The 14,182-nt window shown below is 63.3% G+C and carries 10 protein-coding genes; all 10 read right to left on the bottom strand.

The features are described from left to right. The gene (gene lpdA, locus L630_RS0104840; RefSeq protein WP_024847152.1) at nucleotides 1-1,407 is read right to left on the bottom strand and encodes a dihydrolipoyl dehydrogenase; all 1,407 of its coding nucleotides are present in this window, start codon (nucleotides 1,405-1,407) and stop codon (nucleotides 1-3) included. A 295-nt stretch (nucleotides 1,408-1,702) separates the two neighbouring features. Next, complete coding sequence (odhB, locus tag L630_RS0104845; protein ID WP_024847153.1) at nucleotides 1,703-2,935, bottom strand: 2-oxoglutarate dehydrogenase complex dihydrolipoyllysine-residue succinyltransferase; 1,233 nt, start codon at nucleotides 2,933-2,935, stop codon at nucleotides 1,703-1,705. Nucleotides 2,936-2,977: 42 nt separating this feature from the next. Beyond that, nucleotides 2,978-5,965: a 2-oxoglutarate dehydrogenase E1 component gene (locus L630_RS0104850; RefSeq protein WP_024847154.1), complete on the bottom strand. Its 2,988-nt coding sequence runs from the start codon at nucleotides 5,963-5,965 to the stop codon at nucleotides 2,978-2,980. A 147-nt stretch (nucleotides 5,966-6,112) separates the two neighbouring features. After that, the gene (sucD, locus tag L630_RS0104855) at nucleotides 6,113-7,015 is read right to left on the bottom strand and encodes a succinate--CoA ligase subunit alpha (protein ID WP_024847155.1); all 903 of its coding nucleotides are present in this window, start codon (nucleotides 7,013-7,015) and stop codon (nucleotides 6,113-6,115) included. A 6-nt stretch (nucleotides 7,016-7,021) separates the two neighbouring features. Further along, nucleotides 7,022-8,218, bottom strand: a complete 1,197-nt coding sequence (sucC, locus tag L630_RS0104860; RefSeq protein ID WP_024847156.1) for an ADP-forming succinate--CoA ligase subunit beta — start codon at nucleotides 8,216-8,218, stop codon at nucleotides 7,022-7,024. Nucleotides 8,219-8,227: 9 nt separating this feature from the next. Beyond that, a complete protein-coding gene (gene mdh / locus L630_RS0104865; RefSeq protein WP_024847157.1) occupies nucleotides 8,228-9,196 on the bottom strand; it encodes a malate dehydrogenase in 969 nt (322 codons plus the stop codon). 207 nt (nucleotides 9,197-9,403) lie between these two features. After that, on the bottom strand, nucleotides 9,404-10,597 hold the full coding sequence (zapE, locus tag L630_RS0104870) for a cell division protein ZapE (RefSeq protein ID WP_024847158.1): 1,194 nt from the start codon (nucleotides 10,595-10,597) through the stop codon (nucleotides 9,404-9,406). Between the two features lie 93 nt (nucleotides 10,598-10,690). Beyond that, nucleotides 10,691-11,242, bottom strand: a complete 552-nt coding sequence (locus L630_RS0104875; RefSeq protein ID WP_024847159.1) for a protease inhibitor Inh/omp19 family protein — start codon at nucleotides 11,240-11,242, stop codon at nucleotides 10,691-10,693. Between the two features lie 157 nt (nucleotides 11,243-11,399). Then, nucleotides 11,400-12,596 carry a GGDEF domain-containing protein gene (locus tag L630_RS0104880; RefSeq protein ID WP_024847160.1) on the bottom strand — a complete coding sequence of 399 codons (1,197 nt, stop codon included), beginning with the start codon at nucleotides 12,594-12,596 and terminating at the stop codon, nucleotides 11,400-11,402. A gap of 148 nt (nucleotides 12,597-12,744) precedes the next feature. Beyond that, nucleotides 12,745-14,154 carry a 3-isopropylmalate dehydratase large subunit gene (gene leuC / locus L630_RS0104885; RefSeq protein ID WP_024847161.1) on the bottom strand — a complete coding sequence of 470 codons (1,410 nt, stop codon included), beginning with the start codon at nucleotides 14,152-14,154 and terminating at the stop codon, nucleotides 12,745-12,747. Nucleotides 14,155-14,182 lie beyond the last annotated feature (28 nt).

Consider the following 14,182-nt stretch of genomic DNA (forward strand, 5'->3'; position numbering starts at 1 on the left):
TTACATGTGGATCGGCTTGAAGAAGGTCGCGAGAGCGGCCTCCTTCACCGCCTCGGACATCGTCGGGTGGGCATGGCAGGTACGGGCCAGGTCCTCCGACGAACCGCCGAACTCCATCAGGACCGCGGCTTCATGGATCATCTCGCCGGCGCCGAAGCCGACGATGTGAACGCCGATAATGCGGTCGGTAGCCTTGTCAGCCAGAACCTTCACAAAACCTTCCGTCTGCAGCATCGCGCGAGCACGGCCGTTCGCCGAGAACGGGAACTTGCCGACATTGTAGGCAACCCCCGCAGCCTTGAGCTCTTCCTCGGTCTTGCCGACAGCGGCAACCTCGGGGCTGGTGTAGACCACGCCTGGGATGACGTCGTAGTTCACATGGCCAGCCTGGCCAGCAAGGCGTTCGGCGAGGGCAACACCCTCTTCCTCTGCCTTGTGCGCCAGCATGGGGCCGGCGATGACGTCGCCGATCGCGAAGATACCCGCCACGTTGGTCTGCAGGTGCGCATCGACGACGACTCGGCCGCGCGGGTCGAGCTCCACACCCACCTTGTCGAGGCCAAGGCCGTCCGTGTACGGCTTGCGGCCGGTCGCGACGAGAACTGCATCGGCCGTGAGCGTAACGGCGTCACCGCCCTTTACAGGCTCGAAGGTGACCGAAGCGCCCTCGCCTTCCTTCTTCACAGCCGTAACCTTGGCGCCGAGCTTGAAGTCCATGCCCTGCTTGGCAAGCATGCGCTGGAACTGCTTCGAAACCTCGCCGTCCATGCCGCCGAGGATGGTGTCGAGATACTCGACCACCGTGACCTTGGCGCCGAGACGTGCCCAGACCGAGCCGAGCTCGAGGCCGATCACGCCGCCGCCGACGACGACCAGGTGACCCGGAACCTTCTCGAACTGCAGCGCGCCCGTCGAAGTGACGATGACCTTCTCGTCAAACTCGACCGGAACGCCCGGAATGCCGGCAACGTCGGAGCCGGTGGCGATGACGATGTTCTTTGCCTCGATCTCCTGCGTCTTGCCCTCGGCGTCAGTGACGACGACCTTGCCGGCGGCGGCGATCGAACCCGTTCCATGGAACGTGTCGATCTTGTTCTTCTTCATCAGGAAGACGAGACCCTTGGTGTTGGACTCGACGGTGCTGACGCGGTGCGCCATCAGTTTCTCGAGGTTTACCTTCGGCTCGGAGATCTCGATGCCGAGGGAATCGAAAGAATGGCGCGCCTCAAGCAGCATCTCGGTGGCGTGCAGCAGCGCCTTGGAGGGAATGCAGCCGACATTCACGCAGGTGCCGCCATAGGTGTCGCGCTTCTCGACAATGGCGGTCTTCAGGCCAAGCTGGGCTGCCTTGATGGCGCACACATAGCCGCCAGGACCTGCACCGATGACAACGACATCATAGCTCATGACAAATTCCTTCCTTCACGCGAGCCTCGCGCTCGCTGCTACATTCCCCTGAGGGGCCTGCCTTAGAGATCGAGGCAAACCGCACCAAGATCAAGCATTGCGTGGCGGCAGCGCCAATGCCCGTTCATCCGAACGGCGGGGCAAGCCCCGCCGTGCACTCAACTCATCATTCCGACCCAGCCGGAACGTATGAAAAAGGCGGCGTGAAGGGCAGGTCCTCGCCAATCAACCGGCTTTCGCCGACTCTCAGCTGGGGCTTGCCCGGCATCGCCGCCTTTCAAGCTTTCGCTCGACCTTAGAGGTCGAGAACGAGACGCTCCGGATCCTCCAGCGTCTCCTTGACGCGAACGAGGAAGGTCACGGCTTCCTTGCCGTCGACGATGCGGTGATCGTAGCTGAGGGCCAGGTACATCATCGGACGGATGACGATCTGGCCGCCGACGACAACCGGACGCTCCTGGATCTTGTGCATGCCGAGGATGCCCGACTGCGGCGCATTCAGGATCGGCGTCGACATCAGCGAACCGTAGACACCGCCGTTCGAGATGGTGAAGGTGCCGCCCTGCATGTCGGCGACCGAGAGCTTGCCGTCACGCGCAGCAGCGCCGAGGCGGCCGATTTCCTTCTCGATCTCGGAGATCGACATCTGGTCGGCATCGCGGACGACCGGGACGACGAGGCCCTTGTCCGTGCCGACGGCAACGCCGATGTGGCAGAAGTTCTTGTAGATGATGTCGGTGCCGTCGATCTCGGCGTTGACCGCCGGGATTTCCTTCAGCGCATGCGTCACGGCCTTGGTGAAGAAGCCCATGAAGCCGAGCTTCACGCCGTGCTTCTTCTCGAACAGGTCCTTGTACTTAGCGCGCAGGTCCATCACCGGCTTCATGTCCACCTCGTTGAAGGTGGTGAGCATGGCTGCGGTGTTCTGGGCGTCCTTCAGGCGGCGCGCGATGGTCTGGCGCAACTTGGTCATGCGGACGCGCTCCTCGCGGACCGCGTCAGCCTCGTTCGACGGGGCACGAGCCGCGACCGGGGCAGCGGCCGGAGCTGCCGGAGCGGTGACACCCTTGGCGATCGCGTCGAGGACGTCGCCCTTGAGCACCTGGCCGCGCTTGCCGGAGCCGGCGATCTGGTCCGTCGAGATGCCAGCCTCGGCGGCAGCCTTGGCAGCCGACGGAGCGGCCGGCATGGAGGTTGCGGCAGCGGCAGCAGCCGGAGCGGCGGCCTTGGCCGGCTCGGCCTTCGGTGCTTCAGCCTGCGGCGCAGCAGCCGGGGCGGACGCGGCAGCGCCGGCACTACCGATCATGCCGAGCAGAGCGCCCGGCTCGACCGAGTCGCCTTCGTTGGCGGTGATTTCCGACAGGGTGCCGGCGGCAGGCGCCGGGACCTCGATCGTCACCTTGTCGGTTTCCAGTTCCACCAGCGGCTCGTCGGCAGCGATGGTATCGCCGACCTTCTTGAACCACTTGCCAATGGTCGCCTCGGAGACCGATTCACCGAGAGTGGGCACGCGAATTTCGGTAGCCATTGTTCTGTTCCGTTGCCTTCTTCGCTTCAGTGGTTCCGTTGGTTAATTGCCCAGAGCATCTTCGAGGAAAGCCTCGAGCTGCGCCAGGTGCTTGGACATGAGGCCGGTCGCCGGCGAGGCGGCGGCAGGACGTCCGGTGTAGCGAGCACGCTTGTGCTTGGCGTCGATGTGACCGAGCACCCATTCCAGATAGGGCTCGATGAACGACCAGGCACCCATGTTCTTGGGCTCTTCCTGGCACCAGACCATCTCCGCGTTCTTGAACCGCGACAGCTCGTTGATGAGCGCCTTGGCCGGGAACGGATAGAGCTGCTCGACGCGCAGCAGGTAGATGTCGTCGATGCCGCGCTTCTCGCGCTCCTCGTAGAGGTCGTAGTAGACCTTGCCGCAGCAGAGCACGACGCGACGGATCTTCGAATCTTTCACCAGCTTGATCGGCTGGTCCTTCAGATACTCCGCATCGTCCCACAGCAGGCGGTGGAAGGTCGACTCACCAGCCATCTCTGCGAGCGTCGACACTGCACGCTTGTGGCGCAGCAGCGACTTCGGCGTCATCAGGATCAGCGGCTTGCGGAAGTCGCGCTTCAGCTGACGGCGCAGGATGTGGAAGTAGTTCGCCGGCGTCGTGACGTTGGCGACCTGCATGTTGTCTTCGGCGCAGAGCTGCAGATAGCGCTCGAGGCGGGCGGAGGAGTGCTCCGGACCCTGACCCTCATAGCCATGCGGCAGCAGGCAGACGAGGCCCGACATGCGCAGCCACTTGCGCTCGCCCGACGAGATGAACTGGTCGAACACGACTTGCGCACCGTTGGCGAAGTCGCCGAACTGGGCTTCCCACAGAGTCAGAGCACGCGGCTCCGCCAGCGAGTAGCCGTATTCGAAGCCGAGCACTGCCTCTTCCGAAAGCATCGAGTTGATGACTTCGTAGTTCGCCTGCTGCGGTCCGAGGTGGTTCAGCGGGATGTAGCGGCGCTCGTCGCGCTGATCGTAGAGAACCGAATGGCGCTGCGAGAAGGTGCCGCGCTCCGAGTCCTGGCCGGACAGGCGGATCGGGTGGCCTTCCATCAGGATCGAGGCGAATGCGAGCGACTCGGCGGTTGCCCAGTCGATGCCCTCGCCCGTCTCGATCGCCTTGCGACGGTTCTCGAGGAAGCGCGCAATCGTGCGGTGCACCTCGAAGTCGCCTGGGACTTCGGTCAGCTTCTTGCCGAGTTCCTTGAGCGTCTTGAGCGGTACGGCGGTCTTGCCGCGGCGCTGCTCGTCCTGGTTGTCGGCAGCACGCAGACCCGTCCAGGCGCCGTCCAGCCAGTCGGCCTTGTTCGGCTTATAAGCCTGACCGGCCTCGAACTCGGCCTCAAGATGCGCGCGCCAGTCGGCCTTCATCTTGTCGATTTCGGCCTGGGTGACCAGACCCTCGGCGATCAGCTTGTCGCCGTAGAGCTGGACGGTCGTGCGGTGCGCGCGGATCGCGCGGTACATCATCGGCTGGGTGAATGCCGGCTCGTCGCCTTCGTTGTGGCCGAAGCGACGGTAGCAGAACATGTCGATGACGACCGGCTTCTGGAACTTCATCCGGAATTCGGTCGCGATCTTCGCAGCGTAGACGACTGCTTCCGGATCGTCTCCATTCACATGGAAGATCGGCGCCTCGATCATCTTCGCGACGTCGGACGGGTAGGGCGACGAGCGCGAGAAGCGCGGATTGGTGGTGAAACCGATCTGGTTGTTGATGATGAAGTGGATCGTGCCGGCAACGCGATGACCGCGCAGGCCCGACAGACCAAGGCACTCGGCTACGACGCCCTGCCCCGCGAACGCGGCGTCGCCGTGGATCAGCAGCGGCAGGACCTTGGCGCGCTCCTCGATCGGAATGACTTCCTCGCGGGTGCGGCCGAAGATCTGGTCCTGCTTGGCGCGGGCCTTGCCCATCACCACCGGGTTGACGATCTCAAGGTGCGACGGATTCGCCGTCAGCGACAGGTGCACCTTGTTGTTGTCGAACTCGCGGTCGGACGAAGCACCGAGGTGGTACTTCACGTCGCCCGAGCCTTCCACGTCGTCCGGAGCGAACGAGCCGCCCTTGAACTCGTGGAACACGGCGCGGTGCGGCTTGCCCATGACGTTCGTCAGAACGTTGAGGCGGCCGCGGTGAGCCATGCCGAGCACGATTTCCTTCATGCCGAGATGGCCGCCGCGCTTGATGATCTGCTCGAGCGCCGGGATCAGCGACTCGCCGCCGTCAAGGCCGAAGCGCTTGGTGCCCTTGTACTTGACGTCGATGAACTGCTCGAAGCCCTCGGCCTCAATCAGCTTGGAGAGGATCGCCTTCTTGCCTTCCGGGGTGAAGGTCACGCCCTTGTCCGGGCCCTCGATGCGCTCCTGGATCCATGCCTTCTCTTCCGGGTTGGAGATGTGCATGAACTCGACGCCCAGGGTCGAGCAGTAGGTGCGCTTGAGGATGTCGAGCATCTGCCGAACGGTGGCGTATTCCAGGCCCAGCACATGGTCGATGAAAATCGGCCGGTCGTAGTCGGCTTCAGTGAAGCCGTAGGTCTCCGGCGAAAGCTCGTTGTAGTCTTCCTTCGCTTCGGCGAGGCCGAGCGGGTCGAGGTTCGCGTGCAGGTGACCGCGCATGCGATAGGCGCGGATCATCATGATGGCGCGGACGGAATCGCGGGTCGCGCGCAGCAGGTCGGAATCAGAAAGGGTGGCGCCGTTGGCGGCTGCCTTTTCCTTCACCTTCTTCTCGAAGTGCTTCTCGACCTGGCCCCAGTCGCCGTCGAGCGCCGAGACGAGTTCGTTGCGGGCCTCGACCGGCCAGTTCTCCCTGGTCCAGGAGGCACCTTCCGCGCTCTTGATGACGTCGTTGGCATCATCCTTCAACGCGGCAAAGAAATCACGCCATTCGGGGTCAACCGACGAAGGGTCCTTCTGCCACGCCGCGTAGAGCGTCTCGATGTAGTCGGCGTTGCCGCCGTACAGGAACGATGTAAGCGAAAATTGATCGTTCGCTTGGTCTTGCCGCGCCATTGTCAATCCTTTGGGAGCTCGCGCTCCTTCTCCGTATCCGACGGCCTGAATGGTGCCCAGGTCCGCGTAGCCAATTCCCCTCGGGCCGCTGTTGCCCCATCTGTCACATGTAATGCGCCGGGCTGATGGCAGCCCGGCGCCGAATGATTAGCCCTTGATAGCTTCAACGAGCGTCTTGCCGAGGCGTGCCGGCGACGGGGAAACGCGGATGCCCGCAGCTTCCATCGCGGCGATCTTGTCCTCGGCGCCGCCCTTGCCGCCCGAGATAACCGCGCCGGCGTGGCCCATGGTGCGGCCGGCCGGAGCCGTACGGCCAGCGATGAAGCCGGCCATCGGCTTCTTACGGCCGCGCTTGGCCTCGTCGATCAGGAACTGGGCAGCGTCTTCCTCAGCCGAGCCGCCGATCTCGCCGATCATGATGATGGACTCGGTTGCCGGGTCGGCCAGGAACATCTCGAGGACGTCGATAAACTCGGTGCCCTTGACCGGGTCGCCGCCGATACCGACAGCGGTGGTCTGGCCGAGGCCCTCGTTCGAGGTCTGGAACACTGCCTCATAGGTCAGTGTGCCGGAACGCGAGACGACGCCGACCGAACCCTTGCGGAAGATGTTGCCCGGCATGATGCCGATCTTGCACTCTTCCGGGGTGACGATGCCGGGGCAGTTCGGGCCGATCAGGCGCGACTTCGACTTCTCGAGCTTCGCCTTGACGCGGACCATGTCCATCACCGGAATGCCTTCGGTGATGCAGACGATCAGCTCCATCTCGGCCTCGATGGCCTCGATGATCGCGTCGGCAGCGCCTGCCGGCGGAACGTAGACGACCGAAGCGGTTGCGCCGGTGCGGTCACGACCCTCGGCGACCGAGGCGAAGATCGGCAGGGTTTCGCCCTTCGAGCCGGTCCAGTTCTCGCCGCCCTTCTTCGGGTGGATGCCGCCGACCATCTTGGTCCCGAAGTAGGCGAGAGCCTGTTCGGTGTGGAAGGTGCCGGTCTTGCCGGTAAGGCCCTGAACCAGAACCTTGGTGTCCTTGTTGATCAGAATAGACATCGCGGATCAGTTTCCCTTCACGGCCTTGACGATCTTCTGGGCGGCATCGTCGAGATCGTCGGCCGAAATCACGTTCAGGCCGCTCTCGTTGATGATCTTCTTGCCCAGCTCCACATTGGTGCCCTCGAGGCGGACGACCAGCGGAACCTTCAGACCGACTTCCTTGACGGCTGCAACCACGCCTTCGGCGATGACGTCACACTTCATGATGCCGCCGAAGATGTTGACGAGGATGCCCTCGACGCGCGGATCGGCGGTGATGATCTTGAACGCAGCTGCGACCTTCTCCTTGCCAGCGCCGCCGCCGACGTCGCAGAAGTTGGCCGGCTCAGCGCCGTAGAGCTTGATGATGTCCATGGTTGCCATGGCAAGGCCTGCGCCGTTGACCATGCAGCCGATGTTGCCGTCGAGCGCGACATAGGCGAGGTCCCACTTGGAAGCCTCGATTTCCTTGACGTCCTCTTCGGTCTCGTCGCGCAGCGCCTTGATGTCCTCGTGGCGGAACAGCGCGTTCCCGTCGAACGACACCTTCGCGTCGAGGACGCGCAGGCGGCCATTTTCCATGACGATCAGCGGGTTGATCTCGAGGAGGCTCATGTCCTTCTCGACGAAGGCCTTGTAGAGGAGCGGGAAGAGCTTCTTGCCGTCCTCGGCAGCCTCGCCGGTCAGCTGAAGCGCGCTGTTGAGCTTCTCGAGGTCAGCGTCGGTAACACCCGTCTCCGGGTCGATCGCGACGGTGAGGATCTTCTCCGGGGTTTCCTCGGCGACTGCTTCGATGTCCATGCCACCTTCGGTCGAGACGACGAAGGCAACGCGGCCGACGGTGCGGTCAACCAGCAGCGAGCAGTAGAGCTCGCGGGAAATGTCGGCGCCGTCCTCGATGTAGAGGCGGTTCACCTGCTTGCCGGCCGGGCCGGTCTGCTTGGTGACCAGCGTGTTGCCCAGCATTTCCTTCGCGTTGGCAACAACGTCCTCGATCGACTTGGCGAGGCGGACACCGCCCTTTGCGTCAGCCGGGAGTTCCTTGAACTTGCCCTTGCCGCGGCCGCCAGCATGGATCTGGCTCTTCACCACATAGAGCGGTCCTGGAAGCTGCTTTGCCGCAGCTTCCGCCTCGTCCGCGCTGAAGATCACGACGCCGTTGGCAACCGGCGCGCCGTATCCCTTCAGCAGCTGCTTGGCCTGGTATTCATGAATGTTCATGCGTAAGCCTCACTTCTCGCCAAGGTTCGGCGCGATACCGATGCAGGCTTCGCAGAGGCCGCGCACCGAATTCACCGAGTTTTCGAACATCTTCTGCTCTTCCTTGTTCAGGTCGATCTCGATGACGCGCTCGACACCGCCGGCACCGATCACGGTCGGAACGCCGACATAGATGTCGTCGAGGCCATACTGACCCGACAGGTGGGCAGCGCAAGGAAGAACGCGCTTCTTGTCCTTGAGGTAAGCTTCGGCCATGGCGATCGCCGAGGAAGCCGGAGCGTAGTAGGCCGAACCGGTCTTGAGCAGGCTGACGATCTCGGCGCCGCCGTCACGGGTGCGCTGAATGATCTGGTCGAGCTTCTCCTGCGAGGTCCAGCCCATCTTGACGAGGTCCGGCAGCGGAATGCCGGCGACGGTCGAGTAGCGAGCCAGCGGAACCATGGTGTCGCCGTGGCCGCCGAGAACGAAAGCGGTGACGTCCTCGACCGAGACGTTGAACTCCTGCGCCAGGAACAGGCGGAAGCGGGCGGAGTCGAGAACACCGGCCATGCCGACCACGTGGGTCTTCGGCAGGCCCGAGAACTTCTGCAGCGCCCAGACCATCGCGTCGAGCGGATTGGTGATGCAGATGACGAAGGCGTTCGGTGCGTACTTCTTGATGCCGGCGCCGACCTGCTCCATGACCTTCAGGTTGATGCCGAGAAGGTCGTCGCGGCTCATGCCCGGCTTGCGCGGAACACCGGCGGTGACGATGCAGACGTCCGCGCCTTCGATTGCCGAGTAGTCGTTCGCGCCGACGTAGCTGGCGTCAAAGCCGTCAACCGGGGAAGACTGTGCGATGTCGAGGCCTTTGCCCTGCGGGATACCTTCCGCGATGTCGAACAGGACGACGTCGCCGAGTTCCTTGAGGCCGATCAGGTGGGCGAGAGTTCCGCCGATCATGCCAGAGCCGATGAGGGCAATCTTATTGCGAGCCATGTGATGGTTTCCCCTGTGTGCCGCCGGCAGCGCCGGCTGAAACGGAAATGCCGAAACTGATCCTCGGACACGGGAGGCCGTCCGAAATCCGGTTTCCGCATACAGCTATAAGCGGAAAAACTCAACCGGATCTTACGACACCAGTTTTTTCAATCGTTTAGAACCAAAATATCTTACGTAAAAGTAAGAATTTTTGGTCCCATTCCGTCAAACTTCCTCAGCCTCGTCCAAGATGGCGGCAGCATTGCGGCTGCGCACGGCGTCCAGCCACTCCCGGCTCTGCATCTCGGTGAGGCGGGAGGCTGTGCGGGCGAACTCGAAGCTCTCCGTACCGATGGTGCCGGTATAAAGCTTCTCCGGGACAGCCTCGGCGCTGGCGACGAGACGCATGTGCTGGTCGTAGAGCGTGTCGACGAGGAGGATGAAGCGCTTGGCCTCATTGCGCTGGGCCTGCGACATCACCGGAATATGGTCGACGAACAGGGTGTCGTAGCGGGCGGCAATGGCGAGGTAGTCGCGCGCACCCAGCGGCTTGGCGCAGAGATCGCTGAAAGAAAAGCGCGCGGCGGTGCCGGCTGCGCGCGGAACGTGGATTTCGCGGCCCTTAAGCTCGATCGTTGCCGGTTCGACCTTGCGGCCGGCGGTGACGGCTTCCCAGACCTCGTCCATCCGCCGATCGCTCTCGGGTCCAAGCGGGGTCAGGTAAACCTGCATGCGGTCGAGCTTGCGGCGGCGATAGTCAGTGTCGCCGTCGAGGCTCATGATGCGGGCGTTCTGCTCGAGAATGCCGATGAACGGCACGAAGAGCGCGCGATTGAGGCCGTCGCGGTAGAGATCGTGCGGGGCGACGTTCGAGGTGGCGACGAGAACGACGCCTTCCTCGAACAGGCTCGAGAACAGGCGCGACAGCACCATGGCGTCGGCAATGTCGGTGACGGTGAACTCGTCGAAGCAAAGCACCCAGGCCTCCTCGGCAAGTTGCCTTGCGACGGGCGGGATCGGGTCCTTTTCCTTGGTCTCGCCGCGCTTGAGTTTCTCGCGGTGCTTCTGGATCCGGTCGTGGACGTCGGCCATGAAGTCGTTGAAGTGGGCGCGGCGTTTGCGTCGCACGGGGACCAGTTCATAGAACAGGTCCATCAGCATGGTCTTGCCGCGGCCGACCTCGCCGTAGACGTAGAGGCCCTTTACCGGCTCCATTGCCGGACGGCGCTTGCCGAACAGCCAGCCGAGGGCGCTGGACTTCTTTGCCAGCCGCTTGGTCGCGATTTCCTCGATGAGCTTGTCGAGCGCCTCGATGACGGCGATCTGCCTTGGATCGCTCTTCAACACACCGGTGCTTTCGCGGTGATCGTATTCTTCACGCACGCTGCGAAAGTCCGACAGACCGTCGAACGAGGACATGCGGTTACCCTTATCCGATTTGCAAATCACCGCGCAGCAGGTGCGCGGTGACGGGGAAATTCATCGATGCAGGTTGATGGGCCAAGCGCCGGCCTAACGCGACAGCGAGACGGGCTGGCCGCTCGTGGTCTGGCCGTCGAAGCGGCTGCCGCCCGAGGAGTAGAGACGGGCAAGGACGCTGCCATTGGCGTCGTAGAGCGCGAGCTGCTTGCCTTCTACGTTCCACGACTTCACGCCGTCGAGCGGGGCAGGGCAGCGCAGCGGGCCGGCGCGGTAACCCTGGCCGAAGCGGGTCTGCGGGGTGGCGATACGGCAGCTCTGGCCGGCGACGCTGGCGTTCCAGACGCCTGCGACGGAACCGGATGAGATCTCGGCTGCGCCCTGCTCGAGAGCAGCGACTTGGGTGTTTTGACCCGACGGCATGTTCTCTGCGCCCGGAGCGGCGGGGAACTGCGAGGGATCGGTCATGCCCGGCTGTGCCGGCGGCGGAAGCTCACCCGAGGTCACCTGTCCGGCAGGGGCAGCTGCAAGAGGAGCCGGACCCGCGGGACGGGCGCTGTACGGCGAAAAACGTTCACTCTGGCAGCCCGCCAGCGAAAGTGCGAGAAGGGAAGTGAAGACTACGCCGCTCGTCCTGAAATTCATGAATTCCTCCGTCGGGGCCACTGTCGCCCGGCAGGCATCTAAATTCTTTGAATCGCCAAGATAATGGCGATCACCGCTACAATCCAACAATTGTGGTTAAAGAAGGGTTCGTGAGGCGTTTTTGCAACAGATGCGGACGCCGGAATTAGCCGCGCGCCTACGCCGCTGTTTCGTTCATAGGATAGAGCCCGACATTGTCGCCGTCGGGGGCAACGCGGACGCAATCGCGTCCGGCCTTCTTCGCTTCATAGAGCGCGGCATCCGCGCGCGAGACCAGGTTCTGCAGGCTCTCGCTGCCGGTCCACTCGGCGACGCCAAAGCTTGCCGTAAGCCGGTGCTCCGGCGGCAGGCACGGCAGCTTGAGCACGCTTAGCGTGGTGCGGGTGCTTTCGGCGAACAGCCGTCCCACGGCGCTGTTGGCACCCTGGAGCAGCACGGCAAATTCCTCGCCGCCAAGACGGGCGACGAGGTTGTGGGGCCCGACGCAGTCGCGCAGGCAAGTGGCAAAGGCAGCAATCACCGCGTCGCCGGTGGCGTGCCCGAAGGTGTCGTTGATCGCCTTGAAGTGGTCGATGTCGCAAACGACGACCGCGAGCGGCGACTTGCGGCGGGTGGCGTTGCGCAACATCTCTGTTGCACGTTCCTCAAGCCCGCGGCGGTTGAGCAGGCCCGAAAGCGGGTCGGTCTGCGACTCCTGGCGCAGTTCGTCCATCAGGTCGAGCGCGATCGCGGTGATCAGCAGCAGCGAAAAGAGCAGCAGGAACATCGACGACGAGACGGACATCGTCGTCCAGTAGATTGAGTTATGGAACCCTTCGTAGCTCGTGTAGGGTCCCTCGATGTACACCGCGACGACCGGCCTGACGAAGTAGGACAGACCGAAGAAGGTCGTCAGCGCAACGAGCAGTTTGTCGACGAAGCGGAAGGTGCGCGACGAGCTCCTTATTTCGACGGCGATGACCAGCGAAATGGCTCCCACTGCGAAGTTGATCGCGTAGACGCGTCCGGTGATGTCCGGATCGACGACCAGGTACCAGAGGAAGGCGATGAAGCCCGCTGCGCCGAAGATCCCGGTCCTTGCAACCGGGGTCCGGCAACCGAAGCGCGCCAGAGAGCCCGTGGCAAGCCCGGTACCACCCGCCAGCAACAGCAGGTTGGACAAAAGCTTCGTCAGGGTGAGATTGAAGAGGGTGAAGTATTGAAGCAGGAAGCCGAAAGACAGGGCCAGGAAGGACGCGGCCATCACGGCAATAAAATGCCGGTCACGCTGGTTCCACCACAGCATGAAGAATGCTGCGGCGAAGACAAGCGACATGCCCGGATTGATCAGTGCTGTGAAAGCGCCTGTATCCACCCCCGAGGCGACTCCCCCTTAGTTCCAGTCAGGTTCACCGGTTAGCAGAGAAGCGCCAATAACCGGTTAAGCCGGGTGGATAGATGCGATGGAAATCTCGAGAAGTCGCGCGGGCGAAGCCGGGTGACCCCGCCCGCGCGAAAAAAGCTTACTGCCACTCGCGAATGTCGACGAAGTGGCCGGCAATCGCTGCCGCTGCTGCCATGGCCGGCGACACCAGATGGGTGCGGCCCTTGAAGCCCTGACGGCCCTCGAAGTTGCGGTTCGAGGTCGACGCGCAACGCTCGTACGGCTTCAGGCGGTCATCGTTCATGGCAAGGCACATCGAGCAGCCCGGCTCGCGCCAGTCAAAGCCAGCCTCGATGAAGATCTTGTCGAGACCCTCGGCCTCGGCCTGTGCCTTCACTAAACCCGAGCCCGGAACGATCATTGCGTTGACGGTCGGGGCGACCTTCTTGCCCTCGACGACCTTGGCAACGGCGCGCAGGTCCTCGATGCGGCCGTTGGTGCACGAGCCAATGAAGACGCGGTCGATGGCGATGTCCGTCATCTTGGTTCCGGGCGTCAGGCCCATGTACTCGAGCGCGCGCTTCTTGGAGTTGCGCTTGTTCTCGTCCTCGATGTCGTCCGGGTTCGGCACGACGCCGGTGACGGAGACGACATCCTCGGGCGAGGAGCCCCAGGTGACGATCGGCGGCAGCTTGGCGGCATCCAGCACCACGACCTTGTCGAAGTGCGCGCCTTCGTCGGACTTCAGCGTCTTCCAGTATTCGAGCGCCATGTCCCAGGCCTTGCCGTGCGGCGCGCGCGGCTTGTCCTTGATGTAGGCGAAGGTGGTCTCGTCCGGCGCGATCAGGCCTGCGCGGGCACCGCCCTCGATCGACATGTTGCAGATCGTCATGCGGCCTTCCATCGACAGCGAGCGGATGGCCTCGCCCGCGTACTCGATAACGTAGCCGGTGCCGCCTGCGGTGCCGATCTCGCCGATGATGGCGAGCACGATGTCCTTAGCGGTGACGCCTTCCGGCAGCTGGCCGTCAACGCGGACCAGCATGTTCTTCGCCTTCTTCTGGATCAGCGTCTGGGTCGCGAGAACGTGCTCGACCTCGGAGGTGCCGATGCCGTGTGCCAGCGCGCCGAACGCGCCGTGCGTCGAGGTGTGCGAGTCACCGCAGACGATGGTCATGCCGGGGAGGGTGAAACCCTGCTCGGGGCCGACGATGTGAACGATGCCCTGACGGATGTCGTTCTCGGAGTAGTACTCGATGCCGAAGTCGTGGGCGTTCTGCGCAAGCGCCTCGACCTGAATGCGGCTTTCCTCGTTCTTGATACCGTTCTTGCGGTCCGGCGAGGTCGGAACGTTGTGGTCAACGACCGCAAGCGTCTTCTCCGGCTGGCGCACCTTGCGGCCCGTCAGGCGGAGGCCTTCGAAGGCCTGCGGGCTGGTCACCTCGTGGACGAGGTGGCGGTCGATGTAGAGCAGGCAGGTGCCGTCGTCCTGACGATCGACAACGTGATCGTCGAAAATCTTGTCATAGAGGGTGCGCGGTGCGGTCATTTTGCGTCAATCCGTCGATATGGAAGCT

This window comes from Aminobacter sp. J41 (genome assembly GCF_000526635.1).
Classification (GTDB): Bacteria; Pseudomonadota; Alphaproteobacteria; order Rhizobiales; family Rhizobiaceae; genus Aerobium.